The organism is Variovorax sp. Varisp53 (assembly GCF_059491555.1).
In genome coordinates, this window is the sequence record NZ_CP168512.1 from 5,258,907 (window position 1) to 5,275,893 (window position 16,987).

A 16,987-nucleotide genomic window follows, 5' to 3' on the forward strand; every position below is an offset into this window, starting at 1 on the left:
AGTTTCTCTTCATCACCATGCTCGACTACGCCGCCCTGAATGCCCTCGCCGCTGTCGTGCGCGAGGGCAGCTTCGAACGCGCCGCCCGCGCGCTGCACGTCACGCCCTCGGCGGTGTCGCAACGCATCAAGCAGCTGGAGGAACGCACCGGCGGTGCGCTGCTGGTGCGCGGCCAGCCCTGCGTCGCAACGCAGGCCGGGCTGCAACTGTGCCGGCATGTCGAGCGCGTGGGTATGCTGGAGCACGAGCTGCGCGATGCCCTGCCTGCCCTCGGCACGGCCGGCGACAAGGCGGGCGGCGAGCGCGTCACGGTGCGGGTGGCCGTCAACGCCGACAGCCTTGCGACCTGGTTCATGGCGGCTGCCGCGGCCTTCGCCGCGCAGGAGCCGGCCGCGCTGCTCGACCTCACGGTGGACGACCAGGACCACACGGCCGAACGGCTGCGCAGCGGCGCGGTGCTCGCGGCGGTCACCGCGCTGGCCCAGCCCGTGGCGGGCTGCAACAGCGAGGCGCTGGGCACGATGCACTACGTGGCGGCGGCCAGCCCCGCGTTCGTTCGCGAGCATTTCGCCAAGGGCGTGGGCGCCCGCACGCTGGCGAGCGCCCCGAGCCTGGTGTTCGACCGCAAGGACAGGCTGCAGGCACGCTGGGTGCGCCGCATCTGCCACCGCAACGTGGAGACGCCGCGCCACTGGATTCCCTCGCCCAATGCCTTCGTCGAGGCGGCGTGCGCGGGCATGGGCTGGGGCATGCATCCGGCCAGCATGGTGGCCGATGCCATTCGCGAAGGGAAACTGGTGGAGCTGGTGCCCGGCTCGACGCTGCCGGTGCCGCTCTACTGGCAGCAGGCGCGCGCAGCGCCGCGGCTGCTCGAAAGGCTGGGAGCGGCGGTGCGCGCAGCCGCCCGCCGAGGCCCGCACGCCCTGGCTTGACCGGCTACGGCTACGGCTGCGCCTTGGCGGTCTTGGCGTCCTTGCCGCCCACCACCACCGTCACCATGCGCTCGGGCTGCAGCTTGCGTTGGAAGGCTGCCTTGACGTCGGCCGCCGTGACCGCGTTCATCCGCGCGGTCCAGGTGTCGAGATAGTCCAGCGGGAGGTCGTGCCAGGCGATGTTGGCAACGTTGCCGATGAGCTTGCGGTTGCTGTCCAGCAGCAGCGGAAAACCGCCGATCAGGTTGTCCTTCGCGGCCTTGAGCTCGCTGGCGGTCGGCCCTTCGGCCACGAACCTGGCGAGCACTTCGCGCGACATCTTCACCGCCTCTTCGGCCTGGTCGGGCCGGGTCTGGAAGCCGACGCGGAAGGCGCCTGCATCGAGCCCCGGCGCGAAGCCGCTGTAGATGCTGTAGGTCAGGCCGCGCTTCTCGCGCACCTCGTTCATCAGGCGCGAGACGAAACCGCCGCCACCGAGCACGTAGTTGCCGAGCGTGAGGGCGAAGTGGTCCGGGTCCTTGCGCGGATAGCCGGGCTGGCCGACGAAGACGTGGGCCTGGGCCGAGTCGAAGGGAATGCGCTCGTCCTTCGGCGCCGCCAGCGCGGCCACCGGCGCAATGGGCGGCAGCGGTGTGCAGGACTCCGACGCCGGGAGCCGCGACAGCAGCGTGGTCGCCAGCGTCTCGGCCTCGGCGCGCGTGACGGCGCCCACGATGCTGAGCTTGGCGCGGCACGGCACGATGAGCTGCTGGTAACGCTGGCGCATGGCGGCGATGTCGATGCGCGCGAGCGTCTCTTCCGTCACTTCCTGGCCGTAGGGGTGCACGCCGTACACCGCGAGCGCAAAGGCGCGGCCCGCGATGGTCGCGGGCTTGGTGTTGGCTTCCTTGATGGCCGCGTTGATGCGTTCGCGTTCGCGCTGCCAAACGTCGTCCGGAAAGGCAGGTTCGCCGATCTCGCGCGACGCCAGCGCGACCGCCTTGTTCAGCAGCGCGGGATCGGACAGCGTGCGCAGCGAGTAGCTGGTGCGGTCGGTGCCCGCGCTCACGTCGAAACTGGCGCCCAGATCGGCCCAGGCTTCGCCGAGGGCGTTCTGGTCGAGCGCCGGCTCGCCGCCCTTGCCGGCCTGCACGCCCTTCTCCACCATGGTCGCGGTGGCGCTGGCCAGGCCGGCCTGCGCCGCGGGGTCGCGGCGGCTGCCGGCGTCGAAGTCGACCTGCACGTCGACGATCGGCAGCGCGTTGGTCGACACGAGGTAGATCTTCGCGCCGTTGGCCAGCGTCCATTGCTGGATGGGCAGCGCGGCCTGCGCGCTGGTGATGCCCACGAGGGCCGCGCCTGCGAACAGGGCGCATTGCGCGATCTTCTTGAGAGTTTTCATGGAATCGGGACCTGTCTTTCAGCGCATTTCGCCTACGGGCGCCGCGAAGCCACGGCCACGCGGCTTGGCCTCGGGCGGCAGGGGGCGCAGCGTGGCGACCGTGAGCTGGTCGTCGCCGAAATACTTGGCGGCCACCGCCTGCACCTGGGCGGCCGTGACGGATTGCAGCCGGGCGACGATGCGCTCGCTGGCGTCGAGCGGCAGGCCCTGGATCCAGTTGCTGCCGAGTTCGCGCGCCTGGGCCATCACCGAGTCGCGCTTGTAGGTCTCGCTCGCCACCCACTGGGTCTTGACGCGGGCAAGCTCGGTTTCACCCACACCGTCCCTGGCGACGCGCGCGACCTGTGCGCGCAATGCGGCTTCGACCGCCTCGGCGCTTTTCCCGGCGGCCGGCACGCCGTCGAGCATGAAGAGCTGCGGGCCGCGGCCGATGAATCCCGAATAGGCACCCGCCGAATCGGCGACGCGGTCGGGGCCTTGCGTCAGCGCGCGGTCGAGCCGGGCGCCGGCGTAGCCGTCGAGCACGGCCGACAGCACCACCAGCGCCCAGGCGTCGCTGTTCGCGTCGTCGATGTTGGCGAGCTGCGGTATGCGGAAGGCCAGCGACACGTACGCCTGCTCGGCCGGCGCCTTCAATTCGACACGGCGGCTGCCGCGCTGCGCCGGCGCGGGGCGCGGCTTGCGCACGGGCACGGCGCGCGAGGCGATGCGGCCGTAGTACTTCTCGGCCATGGCGCGCACCTGGGCCACGTCGACATCGCCGGCCACCACGAGCACGGCGTTGGCGGGCACGTACCAGCGCTTGAGGAAGGCGCGTGCGTCCTCGGGCGTCATGGCGTCGAGGTCGCTCATCCAGCCGACCACGGGGCGGTGGTAGGGCGAGGCGGTGAAGACGGCGGCGTTCTGCTGCTCGCCGAGCAGCGCGCGCGGCTGGTCTTCGGTGCGCAGGCGGCGCTCTTCCTTGACGACCTCGATCTCTCGCTTGAACTCGTCGTCGGCCCACTGGTTGTTGGCGAAGCGGTCCGATTCGAGCTTCATCACCTGCTCGAGGCTGCCGACCGGGATCTGCTGGTAGTAGCCGGTGTAGTCGCGGGTGGTGAAGGCGTTTTCCTGGCCACCGAGGGCCGCCACGCGGCGCGAGAACTCGCCGGGCTTGATGTCCTTGGTGCCCTTGAACATCATGTGTTCGAGCGCATGTGCCACGCCCGAGGTGCCGTCGACCTCGTCCATCGAGCCCACGCGGACCCAGACCATCTGCACCGCCGTGGGCGAGCGCCGGTCGGGCTGGACGATCAGTGTCATGCCGTTGGCAAGCGTGAATTGCTGGGGGCCGGGCGCCGCGGCTGCGGCGGCGGAAGTCGAATCGGTCTGGGCCTGCGCAGGCATGGCCCATGGCGCCAGAAGCGCCATCGCCAGCACCGCACCAGACGCAGCACGGCGTGGCGGGAGGTGTTTCATAGAATGGGTCGGATTGTAAAAAGCTCCCGATGTTCAGTTTCTTCAAGAAAAAACCGCCTGCCGAGACCCCCGATACGCCGGCGGCCAACCCGCCGGCCGCGCCGGCGCCCGCCCCGGAGCCCGCACCGGCACGCTCCGTGTTCTCGCCTTCGAGCTGGTTCGGTTCGAAGCCGGCGGCTGAAGAAGCGCCTCCTGCGCCCCCGCCTGCGACGCCACCCGTGCCGTCCCCGGCGCCTGCGCCCATTGCCGCGCCGCCGGTCGTGGCGGCGCCCGTACCGGTCCCCGCGCCCGCGCCGACTCCTGCGCCAGCGCCAGCGCCAGCGCCAGCGATCGAAGCCGCCGTCGCCACCGAGCGCAAGGGCTGGTTCGACAAGCTCAAGACCGGCCTGCGCAAGACCGGCACCGGTATCCAGGCCGTGTTCGTCAATGCGCAGATCGACGACGCACTCTATGAAGAACTCGAATCCGCGCTGCTGATGGCCGACACCGGCGTGAAAGCGACCGAGTACCTGCTCGACGACCTGCGCGGCCGCGTCAAGCGCCAGATGGCCACCGACGCGGCGCAGGTCAAGGTGCTGCTGGCCGAGGCCATCGCCGACCTGCTCCGCCCGCTTGAGAAACCACTGGTCATCGGCCGGTTCACGCCCACCGTCATCATGGTGGCCGGCGTCAACGGCGCGGGCAAGACCACCTCCATCGGCAAGCTCACCAAGCACCTGGCCGACGAAGGCGCCTCGGTGCTGCTGGCCGCGGCCGACACGTTCAGGGCGGCGGCGCGCGAGCAGTTGCTGGTCTGGGCCGACCGCAACACGGTCGAGATCGTGAGCAACGAGGGTGGCGACCCGTCGGCCGTGAGCTTCGACGCTGTGAACGCCGGCAAGGCGCGCGGCAAGGACGTGGTGCTGGTCGACACGGCCGGCCGGCTGCCGACGCAGCTGCACCTGATGGACGAGCTCAAGAAGATCAAGCGCGTCGTCACCAAGGCCGACGCCACGGCGCCGCACGAGGTGCTGCTCGTGATCGACGGCAACACCGGGCAGAACGCGCTCGCGCAGGTCAAGGCCTTTGACGAGACGCTGGGCCTGACCGGCCTCGTCGTGACCAAGCTCGACGGCACCGCCAAGGGCGGCGTGCTGTGCGCCATTGCGCGCGAGCGGCCGATTCCGGTTTATTTCATCGGCGTGGGCGAGAAGCTCGAAGACCTCGAGACCTTCAACGCCCGCGAATTCGCGCAGGCGCTGCTCGGATAGAAAGGAAAAAGCGGCCCCTGCTTGCGCCGGGGCCGCTTTCGCTTTCTACTTTTTCTCTCCCTTGCTCCCTGACCGGCTGCTGGAGGTTCAGAGGCCGAACAGCGACACCGGAACGCACAGCGAGCCGGTTGCGCAATTGAGCGGCGTGAAATAGAGCGTCTTGATCGCGCCGCTGGGCAGCCCTATGCCGCCGACCAGCCCGCTGCCCTTGGCGCCTTCGGTGTTGGCCTGCTGGATGAAGGCCGTGCTGCCGGGCTGGGGTTCCAGCGTGTAGAAGCTGAAGGTGGCCGACTGCGACAAGTCCTTTGCGTAGATCACGCCGCCGCCATCGCCGAACAGGTACTCGGTGCGAGAGCGGAAGCCGCGCCCACCGCGCTCGTTGAGCTGGGCCAGGTAGGCGGTGTCGTTGCCGGCGATGTCGCCGATCTCGTAGGCATAGGTAGCGCCGGCGGCCGCGTTCCTCTCGTAGATCGACACGGCACTGGGATCGCCCACGAGGAACGCGGGCGCCACGTTGTAGTAGCCCTCCGCGCCCTGCCCGTTGGCCTGGGCCAGGAACCCCGCCTTGTTCGCCGACAGCGGCTCGACCCGGTAGCTAAAGACGCCCGGCGTGCCGTTGTTCTTCCGATAGATGTAGAACTGGTCGCCGTTGATGATGTACGCACCGACCCACTGAAAACCGCGCCCGCCGACCTCGTTGGCCTGGGTCAGGAAGGCGGCGTTGTTCGCTGTGATCGGATGCAGCTCGTAGCTGTAGGTGGTGTCGGCGTCGCGCACGTAGCCCTCGACCTGTTCGGCGGTGGTTGGGCTGGTCGTGAAGGCGAAGCCGCTCAGGAAGCGGAAACCGCGTGCGCCCTGCGCATTGAGGTTGGCGGCGAATGCCCCGCGGTCGCCTGCCAACGGCAGCGCCTCGTACATGAAGGTGCGCGTGGCCGGCACGGGAGCCGGCGCTGGCGGCGTTGGCGGCGCGGGTGGTGGTGGTGCCGGTGGCGCTGGCGGCGGCGGGGGTGGCGTGCCGCCGTCACCGGGCAGCAGCGGGAATCCGCCGCCGCCTCCACCGCCTCCACCACCACCCCCACATGCGACCAGGGCAAGGGCGCCCGCCACTGCAAGCGCGACCGCCGCTCGTTTGAATTTCATTGAAGAACCTCCGCTGTCGATTGTTCGAATTGCACCGCTGCGGCCTGGATTGGCATGCCGCAAGGGGACTCCATCGAAGGTAGGGCGAGAGGTTGACTCTCGCCAGTGCCGAAAGTCATTGCATTCGCGAGTCAGGTGCGCGAAGCGGCCTCAGTGCATGGCGATGGATTCAGGCGTCGGGGCGCCGCGCCTGCTTCGCCATGACGAGTTCCGCCATGGCCTGGAGCAGCGATGCTGCGACCACCGGCTTGAACAAGACCGGCACCTTCGATTCGCGCACGCGCTGCAGCCGATCGGGCGAGGTTTCTCCGGTGATCAGCAGCAGCGGCACTCCGGCGCTGCCGCCCTGCCCCTGGCTCAATCGCAGGCCCGCGTCGAGCCCATCGGCACCGTCGGCCAGTCGGTAGTCGCACAGCAGGAGATCGAAGGGACAGCCCGCGCCGATCGCCTGCTGCAGGGCGGCGGCAGCGCCAGCCTCGTCCGCCACGGCATGGGCGTCGATGGCATGGGAACGCAGCAGGCCGGTCATGGCTTCGCGGATTTCGAGTTCGTCGTCCAGCAGCAGCACGCGGCTGGGCAGGACCGGCGCGGGGCTGCTGCGCTTCTCGGTGGTCGCTCCGGCCATGGCGGCCGGTGCCTGCACCCCTGCCAGCGCGCGCTCCGCCGCACTCACGGCCGGCACCACCACGCGAAAGTGCGTGCCCCGCCCCAGCCGCGAACGCATCTGCACCGGATGCCGGAGCAGCAGCGACAGCCGCTGCACGATCGACAGCCCGATGCCGAGCCCCCGCGAGCGGTCGCGGCCCGGATTGTTGATCTGGTAGAACTCCTCGAAGATCCGGCCGGACTGCTCGGGCGCGATGCCGATGCCGCTGTCGCGCACCTCGATCCACACCGCGTCGCCGCGCTCGCGGGCCGTGACGGTCACGCCGCCCCGTGCGGTGTACTTGAGCGCGTTGTCCATCAGGTTCGACAGCATGCGGTGCAGCAGCTGCGGGTCGCTGTGCACCCACAGGCCGCTGGCGCGCACGCGCAGCTGCAGCTGCTTCTGTTCGGCCCGGGCCGCAAAGGTGTGATTGAGGGGCAGGAACAGCGCGTCGAGCTGCACCGGCTGCGGCACGGGCGTGATCACGCCGGCGTCGAGGCGCGAGACGTCGAGCATGGTGTCGAGCGAAGCACCCAGCGCGTTCACCGCGCGCATCAGGCGCTCGGCGTTGCGGCTTTCGGGGCGGCCGCGCAATTCGTTCTCGAGTGCGGCGCCGAACAGGGCGATGGCGTGCAGCGGCTGGCGCAGGTCATGGCTGGCGGCGCCGAGAAAGCGCGTTTTTCTTCGCTCGCGCGCTCGGTCGCGGCGATCTGCTCGCCGAGCCGCGCGGCCAGCGCCTCGTTCTCGAAGCGCAGCATGAGCGATTCGGTCAGGAGCTTGTGCTGGCCGATGCCCGCGCGCAGCGTCAGCAGCAGGTAGGCCGCGCCGGCCGCAGCCAGAAAAAGATGCAGGCCGTCGCCCTGCCACGCCAGCGCCGTGAGCAGGCCCAGCGACATGGGCAGCGTGTAGCCGAACAGCGCGGCCTTCAGCGGCCACAGCGACTGTGCGGCGCGAGAGCAACTGCCCACGACGACGGCCATCAGCAGCGAGGTCATCGGCAGGTTGTCGTACGGAACGATGAGCCAGGGCACCACCGCCGTGATCATGCTGACGAGCGTGACCATGCGCGAAATCTTGCGCGCCCAGTACGCGCTTTCGCGCGCGGGGCGCGAGGGGTTCCATCGCGGCGTGAAGAAGACATAGACGTCGGCCATCAGCAGACCGGCCAGCCAGAACAGCAGGTTCGGGTTCTTCAGCTGCGAATAGATGATGGCGCCGAACACCACCACGAAGGCCATGTGGGTCAGCGTCGAAGTGCGGTAGGTGTCGTAGACCGAGGCGACGTGCTCGCGCAGCACGCGCTGGGCGAGCGCCTGATCGGCGGGCGGGTCGTTCGGCGCGACGGACTGCACGCTCAATGCAGGGTGCTGATCAACTGGGCGCGGGAACGCATGCCGAACAGCAGCAGGATGGTCGAGACATGGTTCTTCACCGTGCCCTCGCTCAGGTTTGCGAGCTGTGCGATTTCCTTGTTGGCCTTGCCTTCGAGCACCCATTGCAGCACCTGCATCTGCCGCGGCGTGAGCTCCCGCCAGGCGCTGGCGTGCGCGAATTCCGCATAACCGGCGAGCGATTTGGGCATTGCCGGGGGCGGCAGTTCCGCCGCGTCGGGCGAAGCTGGATCGAGCAGGCCACAGGCGCGGATGAAGCTCACCACTTCCTTCAGGTCGGCCGACTTCGGCAGGAAAGCGGCGGCGCCCAGCGCGAGCACGCCCTGCGCCAGCGTGCTGCTGCCGGTGCCCGAGAGCACCACGATGCGCGCGACCGGAAAGCGCCGGCGGAACTCCGCCAGTCCGCTCAGGCCGTGCGTGTCGGGCAGCGCCAGATCGAGCAGCACCAGGCCGATGGAGGCCTGGTGGGTTTCGTACAGCGCGATCGCATCGGCGGCGTTGGCAGCCTCGAAGACCTCGATGCTCGCGCCGGACGAGGCGGCCTGCGCCTGGACCAGCGCGCAGACGCCCAGACGCAGCAGGTCGTGGTCGTCCACGACGAGGATCGCCCCGGGTGCGCGGGTGGAGGCGCTGGCCTCCGCGGCCGGTGACAGAGATGCGGATGGAGAGTCGAAGGACGGCACGTGCCGATCTTAGCGACGGGGCCTTTTGGCGACAGTGCACAAAGTCACGGCGTGCGCAGCAGCCGTGGTTCTTGATGCTACATTTTTCATAGCAATTCCGTGGCAGGCGCGCTTGCCATCGGGCTTTGCCGTGGGCACCATCGAATATCTCGCCGCATCCCACGGCGCCCCGGAGACTCGCCATGACGCACACCGCCGCCGCCCCCCTTGGATCGAGCGACCGCAAAGTCGACCGGCTGCTCGCCCACTACGAGGAGAGCCACCGCAATCCGACCAACGAATTGATCCATTTCGTGGCCATCCCGGCCATCATGCTGAGCATCGTCGGCCTGCTGTTCGCGCTCCATCCCTGGGTGGCCTACGGTTTCGTGGCCGCCAGCCTCGTCTACTACGTCCTGCTGCGCTCGCCGGCCTTCCTGCTGGCCATGCTCGCCCTGACCGCGCTGGCCTTGGCGCTGGTGCATGCGATGGACGGACTTGTATTGCCGATTTCAGCCGCTATCTTTGTGGTGGCCTGGATCTTCCAGTTTGTGGGCCACAAGATCGAGGGCAAGAAGCCTTCGTTCTTCGAAGACCTCCAATATCTCTGGGTCGGACCGTTGTTCGTGCTGTCCAAGCTTTTCCTAAAGCTGGGAGTACGCTGGTAGCCCTGCTCTATCACGACGATAGAAATTCAAGGGAACCCTTGGTTTAGCACTCCCTCTAATCGAGTGCTAATATGGCCCACACAAAGGAGTTTCCCTGATGACAACGCTGTCTGGAGTCTCTGCCAACCAGCTGGCCGTCGCCAACCCATGGTCGATGGTTCCCCCGCTGGGCAACCTGGACGCCTACATTTCGGCTGCCAACCGCCTGCCGCTGCTCACGCTCGAAGAAGAGCAGGGCTTCGCACGCAAGCTGCGCGACCACAACGACCTCGAATCCGCCGGCGCGCTGGTGCTGTCGCACCTGCGCCTCGTGGTGTCCATTTCCCGCCAGTACCTGGGCTACGGGCTGCCGCACGGCGACCTGATCCAGGAAGGCAACGTCGGCCTCATGAAGGCCGTGAAGCGTTTCGACCCCGACCAGGGCGTGCGGCTCGTGAGCTACGCCATGCACTGGATCAAGGCCGAGATCCATGAGTACATCCTGAAGAACTGGCGCATGGTCAAGGTCGCGACGACCAAGGCCCAGCGCAAGCTGTTCTTCAACCTGCGCTCGATGAAGCAGGGCTTCAAGGCCGACTCGGCCGCGGCCGACAACGGCACGCACCGCGATACGCTGAGCCCCGACGAGGTGTCGCAGATGGCGACCCGGCTGAACGTCAAGCCCGAGGAAGTGCTCGAGATGGAAACCCGCCTGTCGGGCGGCGACGTCATGCTCGATCCGGGCCCCACCGACGACGGCGATGAAGCCTTCGGCCCGATTGCCTACCTGGCCGATGCCACGCAGGAACCGACCGCACTGCTCGAATCGCAGCAGCGCGACCGCCTGTCGAGCGACGGCATCGCTACCGCGCTCGAAGCGCTGGACGACCGCAGCCGCCGCATCGTGGAAGAGCGCTGGCTCAAGGTCAACGACGACGGCTCGGGCGGCATGACGCTGCACGACCTGGCCGCGGTGTACGGCGTGAGCGCCGAGCGCATCCGCCAGATCGAAGTGGCGGCCATGAAGAAGATGAAAAAGGCGCTTGCGGACTACGCGTAAGCCTTGCCCCATCCAGAAGAAAGCCCGGCATTCCCGGGCTTTCTTCATTTGGAGAGCGTTCGCAGCGCCCGCTTCGCGATGTAGCGGGTTTCGGCCGTGTCCGACTCTGCCACCCACCGCGCGCAGAGCTTGTCGACCCACTCGCCCTGGCTCTTGCTTGCGTCGTTGAGCCAGTTGGCGACCGAGTTCTGCACGTAGCGGCTGGGGTCGGCGCGCAGCGGCTCGATCAGCGGCAAGGCCCGCCACGGCTCGGTCTTGAGCGCATCGATCTGCGCGCACCACACGCCGCGCGGTCGCGTGAGTTCGCTCGCAAAGCGGCGGATGTTGGGGTCGGCATCGGAGACCCACGGCTGCAGCAGCGCAAGCGCTTCGTCGAGCGACGCAATGACCTCGTCGCGCACCGCCATCCAGGCGATCTCGCGCACGCCGAAATGCGAATCGGCGGCGAAGCGGCGCACCGCCTCCAGCTGCGCCGCCAGCGGCAGGCCCGACAACGTGACCCACTGCGCGGCCCAGCAGCGGGCCACGTCGCTCGCGTGCGTGGCCAGCCGATGCGCGACAGCGTCACGCTCGCCGTGCAGTGCCGCCATGTCGTAGAGCGCACGCGCGATGTGCCCGTGCCGCCGCATGGGCTTGAAAGCGCCCAGCATCGCGAGCGTGTCGACCAGCCGCTCGCCCTGCGCGTCGAGCCCGATGTGCCCCGCCACGCTGCGCGCCAGCCGGGGCAGCTCCAGCGCCATGAATTCGTTGAGGTTGACGGTTTCGAGCAGCCCGTCGTTGAGTGCGCTGAGCACCTCGGGCGGGATCAGCGCGATGCGGAAGGCGCCCTTGCGCCCTTTCAGGTGCTCGACCGAGTCCACGGCGGCCAACAAGCGGTCTTCCTCAAGAAGCCAGCAGCGTCTTCAGGTCCGACACCATCGACGGCACGCCCGCGCCATAGCGCGCATAGAGCCGCAGCCGGCCCTGCGTGTCGTAGACATAGCTGGCGGCCGAGTGGTCCATCGAGTAGCTGGTGGGCGTCTTGCCGTCGACCTTCTTGTAGTAGACCTTGTAGTCCTTCGCGACAGCGGCCAACTCGTCGGGCGTGGGGATCAGCGCGACGAAGCTCGGGTCGAACGCGCCCATGTAGGCCTTGAGCACCTCGGCCGTGTCGCGCGCCGGATCGACCGTGACGAACAGCACCTGCAGCCTGTCGCCGTCCTTGCCGAGCTGCTGCTTGACCTGCGCCATCTCGGTCATGGTGGTCGGGCAGACGTCGGGGCATTGCGCATAGCCGAAGAACAGCACGACCACCTTGCCCTTGAAGTCGGCCATGGTGCGGACCTTGCCGTCGGCGTCCTTCAGCGAGAAGTCCTTGGCGTAGTCCGCGCCGGTGATGTCGACGGCGTTGAAGTTCTGCTTGGTCTCGCCGCAGCCCGCGATGCCCAGGCCCAGGGCAGCGGCCACGCCCACCCAGCCGGCGCCCGTGGCCATCAGTCGAAGAGCGTTGCGCTTGTTCATGAAGACTTGGTCAGTGAAGGTAGTGATCGACGAGCAGCGCCAGGAACAGCACGCTCAGGTGGATCAGCGAGAAGCGGAAGGTCTTGCGCGCCAGCGTGTCGGAATAGTTGCGCCACAGCGCAAACGCATAACCGGTGAAGCCGACGCTCACCGCGACGGCCACCGCCAGGTACAGCCAACCGCTCATGCCGTAGATGAAGGGCATCAGGCAGGCCGCGAACAGGATGAAGGTGTACAGCAGCACCTGCAGCCGCGTGAATTCGTTGCCATGCGTGACCGGCAGCATCGGCAGGCCGGCCTTGCGGTAGTCCTCGACGCGGTAGAGCGCCAGCGCCCAGAAGTGCGGCGGCGTCCACAGGAAGATGATGAGGAAAAGAATCCACGCCCCGGGGTCGAGGGAGCCCGTCATCGCGGCCCAGCCCAGCACCGGCGGCATCGCGCCCGAGGCGCCGCCGATCACGATGTTCTGCGGCGTCAGCGGCTTGAGGATCACGGTGTAGATCACCGCGTAGCCGACGAAGGTGGCGAAGGTGAGCCACATGGTGAGCGGATTGACCGTGAACCACAGCAGCGCCGAACCCGCCGCGCACAGCAGCGCCGAGAAAACCAGCGCCTGCCTGTCACTGAGTTCGCCGCGCGCCGTAGGACGCCACGCGGTGCGCTTCATCTTGGCATCGATGCCCTTCTCGACGAGGCAATTGAACGCGGCAGCGGCACCGGCCACCAGCCAGATGCCGATGCAGGCCAGCGCCGCGCGCTGCACATCGGCCCACGAAGGCAGACCGGGGACGGCCAGCACCATGCCGATCAGCGCGCAGAACACGATCAGCTGCACCACGCGCGGCTTGGTCAGCGCGTAGAACTGGCGCAGCACGTTCGCGGTGCTGGTTTGCTGAACGGGGATCGGGGTGCTCACGCGGGGGCCTTCCTCTGGCTATTGTTGTTGGCGGACGCATTGTCACCGGCACGCACGATCAGCGCCGCGGGATCGCGCCGGCTCTCGCACAGCGCCCAGGTGAGCACCACGGCGAGCGCAGCGGCGCCGCCGGTATGCAGCACCGCCGCGGCCAGCGGCCAGCCCAGCAGCACGTTGCCAAGACCCGTGGCGAGCTGAAGCAGCGCCAGCCCCGCGAGCCAGCGCGCCTGCGGACGCAACGCCGCGATGCGGCGCAGGTGCCATGCGAGCACGCCGAGCGCGACGAACACCGCATAGGCCATCAGCCGGTGCGCGTAGTGGATGGCGGTGAGCGCGGAAAAATCGAGCGGCTGGCCCTCGCCGGTCACACCGAGGTGACGCCAGATCTCGAAGCCCTGCGCGAAGTTCATGGCCGGCCACCAGCTGTCCTGGCAGATGGGGAATTGCGTGCAGGCCAGCACCGCATAGTTGGTGCTGACCCAGCCGCCGAGCGCGATCTGCAGCCCCAGCAGCACGGTGGTCGCAATGAGCCCGTTGCGCAGTGCGGGCGATACGGCGGTGGGCAGCCGCTGCGCAGCCGTCTGCCGGTAGTGCGCGGCCTGGATGCAGAGCAGCGCCAGCAACACCACGGCACCGAGCAGATGCAGCGTGACGATGGCGGGGAAGAGCTTCCAGGTCACCGTGAGTGCACCGAAGGCGCCCTGCAGGCAGACCCAGACCAAGGTAAATGCCGGCCACCATGCGCTGAGCGTGGCGTGGTGCTCGCCGTCTTTCGACGGCGGCGGCGCGCGGCGCTGGCGGCGGCGCACGATCCAGGTGGCACCCGCGAGCGTGAGGATCAGCACGCCGACACCCGTCGCCAGATAGCGGTGGACCATCTCCACCCATGCCTTGCTGTGCGTGACGGGGCCGGTCGGCTGGGCGGCCTGCGCCATCGCGATTTCGTGGCGCGCGCCGGCCGGGCTGGCGTTGCCGTAGCAGCCGGGCCAATCGGGGCAGCCCAGGCCGGAGTCGGTGAGCCGCGTGAAGGCGCCGAACAGCGTGAGGTCGAAGGTGAGGAACAGCGTGAGCACGGTCAACGCATGCAGCCGCCGCGCCGGACCCGCGCCCGCGTTGCGCCGCCAGACCCACACCAGCGGGCCGAGCGCGATCAGCACGCCCGCCGCCATGAGCCAGGCGATAGGCGTCAGATCGTAGAGCGAGGTGGTCGTGTCCATGGGCAAGTCGGAGGCGGTCAGCGGCCCGGTTCGTCCCACGACGCCGAGGCGCGCAGCAGGCGGTCGAGGTCGCGTTTGGCGCGGCTGGCACCGGCCGCGTCCATGCGGGCGGGGAAACGCATCATCCAGTTGCCCATCGGATCGACCACGTAGAGGTGTTCGGCCAGCGAGTGGCCCGGCATGGGAGCAAGCCACTTGGCCAGCTGGTCGGCCGGCACGCGCAGCACCGTCGCGCCATGCAGGCCGTTGTTCAGGCGCTCGGGCACGGGCGCGGCGTCGCTCACGAGCCAGACACGGTCCATGCGGTCCTTCTCGCGGCCCAGGCTCTCGCGCAGCTGGCGCTGCAGGTAGAGCTGCTGCTCGCAGAGCGCATCGCAGGCTGCATCGGCCACGGCCACCAGCAGCCACTGGCCCTTGAGCGTGGCGATGTCCACCGGCGCACCGTTGCGGTCGGTGGCCGTCAGCTTCGGCAGCTCGCGCTGCGGGTCGACCAGTTCGCCGTAGACGCTGCGGCCTTCGGGCCGGATCACGTAGTAGGTGAAGTACGAGGCAATGACGGGCGCCGCGCACATCAGCATCACGGCGATCATCTTCCAGCGCCCCATGACCGTGCGCCGGCCCTCCGCGCCGTCGAGCGCCTGGTTGGGCGACGGCATCGAATGCACCGTCAGGCCCAGCGGCTCGTCAGAAGCGGCCATCGCGCGCGCGGCGCCTCGAGCGGCGGAGGGGTGTGATGAATTGGAACCAGACATAGAGGATGACGACGAGGGCCGACAGGCCGAACCACTGGAATGCGTAACCGTAGTGCCTCTCCAGGCCCAGCGCCGGGGCCGGCCAGTCGCGCTGCAGGCCCTCGGAAGCCGGTCCGCTCTGCTGCAGCGACACGTCGGTGCGCAGCGGCAGCTTGGTTTCGGCGCGGAAGGCTTCCAGGTCGAGATTTTGCCGGATGGGCGAATACCCCTTGGCGGCCGATGCCGGAGCGGCCGGTGCGGACGCCGCCGGGGCAGGCGCCGAAGCAGCCGCGGCCGGTGCGGATGCGGGCGTGCCCAATTCCAGCAGATGGCTCGGCGGCGGCTCGACCAGGCCCGTGACCTCGACGATGCCGGCCGGCGTCTCGACCGCGCCCAGCTGCGTGCGGTCGACGAAATTTCGCTGGATCCAGCCGCGTTGCACCATCACCGTCTGTTCGGTGCCTTCCAGGGCGAAGGGCGTCAGCACGTAGAAGCCTGGCGTGCCGTGCATCTGGCGGTTGTCGAGAAATACGGTCTGCGGCGTCAGCCACAGGCCGCGCAGGCGCACCGGGCGATGCATCGCGTCGGAGGGCTTCGCCATCGCCAAAAACTCGGCCTGGGTCAGCGCCGGCTTCAGCTTCTGGGCCTCGATGTCGGCCTGCAGCGATTCTTTCTGCGCGGCGCGCGACAACTGCCAGCGGCCCAGCGAAACGGTGGCTGCCGCCGTCAGCACGGCAGCGATGGTGATGAGCCAGAAACGGCCCGGCCGGCGCCGGTCTTCGGAATACAGGGGTTCAGGAGTCACTGGAGGGAACGGGGCGTGCGGCCGATAATGGGGGTCATGAAATATTTCGTCGCCCTGGTGTTCCTGGGCATCTTCGCGAGCCTCGCGTTTGCCCTGTTCTTCATGCTGAAGGACGGGCGCAACGGGCGCGCCAAGAGCGGCGGCATGGCGCGCGCGCTCACCGTTCGGATCGGCCTCTCGGTGTTTTTGTTCCTCTGCCTGCTGCTGGCCTGGAAACTCGGCTACATCCAGCCCACCGGGCTCCCGGTCGGCAAGTAGATGGTGCTCGTTCCACGAGAACCATGAAAAAGGCGCCTTGCGGCGCCTTTTTTCTGGAATGCCGGGACGAGATTCTTCGCTCAAAGCCAATAGACCAGCATGTAGAGGCCGAGCCAGACCACGTCCACGAAGTGCCAGTACCAGGCCGCGCCCTCGAAGCCGAAGTGGCGCTCCGGCGTGAAGTGGCCCTTGCGCAGGCGCAGCGTGATGAACAGCAGCATCAGCATGCCGATGAACACGTGCAGGCCGTGGAAGCCGGTCAGCATGAAGAAGGTCGAACCGTAGGCGCCCGAACTGAGCTTGAGGTTCAGCTCGGTGTACAGGTGGTGGTACTCGTAGCCCTGCACGCTCAGGAAGGTCAGGCCGAGCAGCACGGTGAGCCACATGAAGCGGATCGTCTGTGCGCGGTGGCCGGCACGCAATGCGTGGTGGGCGATGGTGAGCGTCACGCCCGAACTCAGCAGCAACGCGGTGTTGATCGTCGGCAGCCAGAACGGGCCAACGGTCTGGAAGGGTTCGACGATGCCGGCCGGCGAGCCGGTGGCGCCGGCAGCGGCGCTGGGCCACACGGCCTTGAAGTCGGGCCAGAGGATCGCGTTGTCCAGGCCGCCGAGCGCCGGCAGCGCGTGGGTGCGGGCCCACCAAAGCGCCGTGAAGAACGCGCCGAAGAACATCACTTCCGAGAAGATGAACCAGCTCATGCTCCAGCGGAACGAGAGGTCGACCTTGTGGCCGTACTGGCCGCTCTCGCTTTCGCCGATGGCGGCGCGGAACCACACGAACAGCGTGCCGAGCCAGATCACCATGCCGGCCAGCAGGGACCATGCGCCCCACTCGTGGCCGTTGATCCATTGCGCGGCGCCCAGGATCACGAAGAACAGGCCGATCGCGGCCGAGACCGGATAGGCCGATGGTCCGGGCACGAAGTAGTAGGGCGTGGTGCCGTGGGTGGTTGAACTCATATCAGCTCCTGGCTTTCTTTCTTCTCTCGAT

Annotated in this window: 16 protein-coding genes and 1 pseudogene; 5 read left to right on the forward strand and 12 right to left on the reverse strand. The window is 68.3% G+C overall.

Features of this window, described 5'->3' with window-relative positions; all coding sequences use genetic code 11:
• The first annotated feature begins 17 nt into the window (after positions 1–17).
• Positions 18–932, forward strand: coding sequence for a LysR family transcriptional regulator ArgP (locus tag ACEOAB_RS24715; RefSeq protein WP_056595159.1), 915 nt, complete (start codon positions 18–20; stop codon positions 930–932).
• Positions 933–942: 10 nt separating this feature from the next.
• Here ACEOAB_RS24715 and ACEOAB_RS24720 read toward each other — a convergent pair whose 3' ends face one another.
• Complete coding sequence (locus ACEOAB_RS24720; protein WP_413750969.1) at positions 943–2,313, reverse strand: M16 family metallopeptidase; 1,371 nt, start codon at positions 2,311–2,313, stop codon at positions 943–945.
• An 18-nt stretch (positions 2,314–2,331) separates the two neighbouring features.
• The gene (locus ACEOAB_RS24725; RefSeq protein WP_495653162.1) at positions 2,332–3,771 is read right to left on the reverse strand and encodes a M16 family metallopeptidase; all 1,440 of its coding nucleotides are present in this window, start codon (positions 3,769–3,771) and stop codon (positions 2,332–2,334) included.
• Positions 3,772–3,800: 29 nt separating this feature from the next.
• Here ACEOAB_RS24725 and ftsY point away from each other — a divergent pair, with 29 nt between their 5' ends.
• Positions 3,801–5,021, forward strand: coding sequence for a signal recognition particle-docking protein FtsY (gene ftsY, locus ACEOAB_RS24730; RefSeq protein WP_495653163.1), 1,221 nt, complete (start codon positions 3,801–3,803; stop codon positions 5,019–5,021).
• An 87-nt stretch (positions 5,022–5,108) separates the two neighbouring features.
• Here ftsY and ACEOAB_RS24735 read toward each other — a convergent pair whose 3' ends face one another.
• From ACEOAB_RS24735 to ACEOAB_RS24745, 3 genes and pseudogenes are all read right to left on the reverse strand, one after another.
• On the reverse strand, positions 5,109–6,161 hold the full coding sequence (locus ACEOAB_RS24735; RefSeq protein ID WP_495653164.1) for a hypothetical protein: 1,053 nt from the start codon (positions 6,159–6,161) through the stop codon (positions 5,109–5,111).
• A 169-nt stretch (positions 6,162–6,330) separates the two neighbouring features.
• Positions 6,331–8,165: pseudogene (locus tag ACEOAB_RS24740) on the reverse strand (ATP-binding response regulator).
• Positions 8,162–8,881, reverse strand: a complete 720-nt coding sequence (locus ACEOAB_RS24745) for a response regulator transcription factor (protein WP_413749615.1) — start codon at positions 8,879–8,881, stop codon at positions 8,162–8,164. Before ACEOAB_RS24745 ends, ACEOAB_RS24740 begins: the two are co-directional and overlap by 4 nt.
• Before the next feature lie 182 nt (positions 8,882–9,063).
• Here ACEOAB_RS24745 and ACEOAB_RS24750 point away from each other — a divergent pair, with 182 nt between their 5' ends.
• Positions 9,064–9,528, forward strand: coding sequence for an Mpo1 family 2-hydroxy fatty acid dioxygenase (locus tag ACEOAB_RS24750; RefSeq protein WP_056595170.1), 465 nt, complete (start codon positions 9,064–9,066; stop codon positions 9,526–9,528).
• Between the two features lie 97 nt (positions 9,529–9,625).
• The gene (gene rpoH / locus ACEOAB_RS24755) at positions 9,626–10,567 is read left to right on the forward strand and encodes an RNA polymerase sigma factor RpoH (RefSeq protein ID WP_413749614.1); all 942 of its coding nucleotides are present in this window, start codon (positions 9,626–9,628) and stop codon (positions 10,565–10,567) included.
• Positions 10,568–10,611: 44 nt separating this feature from the next.
• Here rpoH and ACEOAB_RS24760 read toward each other — a convergent pair whose 3' ends face one another.
• From ACEOAB_RS24760 to ACEOAB_RS24785, 6 genes are read right to left on the reverse strand one after another with little or no spacing between them, the layout of a single operon-like run.
• The gene (locus ACEOAB_RS24760; RefSeq protein ID WP_413749613.1) at positions 10,612–11,439 is read right to left on the reverse strand and encodes a DNA alkylation repair protein; all 828 of its coding nucleotides are present in this window, start codon (positions 11,437–11,439) and stop codon (positions 10,612–10,614) included.
• A gap of 10 nt (positions 11,440–11,449) precedes the next feature.
• Complete coding sequence (locus ACEOAB_RS24765; RefSeq protein ID WP_413749612.1) at positions 11,450–12,067, reverse strand: SCO family protein; 618 nt, start codon at positions 12,065–12,067, stop codon at positions 11,450–11,452.
• A gap of 10 nt (positions 12,068–12,077) precedes the next feature.
• Complete coding sequence (cyoE, locus tag ACEOAB_RS24770) at positions 12,078–12,983, reverse strand: heme o synthase (protein ID WP_413749611.1); 906 nt, start codon at positions 12,981–12,983, stop codon at positions 12,078–12,080.
• A complete protein-coding gene (locus ACEOAB_RS24775; RefSeq protein ID WP_413749610.1) occupies positions 12,980–14,200 on the reverse strand; it encodes a COX15/CtaA family protein in 1,221 nt (406 codons plus the stop codon). The genes cyoE and ACEOAB_RS24775 overlap by 4 nt, the downstream gene beginning before the upstream one ends.
• Positions 14,201–14,217: 17 nt before the next feature.
• Complete coding sequence (locus tag ACEOAB_RS24780) at positions 14,218–14,898, reverse strand: redox-active disulfide-containing membrane protein (RefSeq protein WP_413749609.1); 681 nt, start codon at positions 14,896–14,898, stop codon at positions 14,218–14,220.
• Positions 14,885–15,736: an SURF1 family protein gene (locus ACEOAB_RS24785; RefSeq protein ID WP_413749608.1), complete on the reverse strand. Its 852-nt coding sequence runs from the start codon at positions 15,734–15,736 to the stop codon at positions 14,885–14,887. Before ACEOAB_RS24785 ends, ACEOAB_RS24780 begins: the two co-directional genes overlap by 14 nt.
• A 27-nt stretch (positions 15,737–15,763) precedes the next feature.
• On the opposite strand from ACEOAB_RS24785, the gene ACEOAB_RS24790 reads away from it, so the two are divergent.
• Complete coding sequence (locus tag ACEOAB_RS24790) at positions 15,764–15,994, forward strand: twin transmembrane helix small protein (protein ID WP_056595186.1); 231 nt, start codon at positions 15,764–15,766, stop codon at positions 15,992–15,994.
• Positions 15,995–16,074: 80 nt separating this feature from the next.
• Here ACEOAB_RS24790 and ACEOAB_RS24795 read toward each other — a convergent pair whose 3' ends face one another.
• The gene (locus ACEOAB_RS24795; RefSeq protein WP_056595187.1) at positions 16,075–16,956 is read right to left on the reverse strand and encodes a cytochrome c oxidase subunit 3; all 882 of its coding nucleotides are present in this window, start codon (positions 16,954–16,956) and stop codon (positions 16,075–16,077) included.
• Positions 16,957–16,987 lie beyond the last annotated feature (31 nt).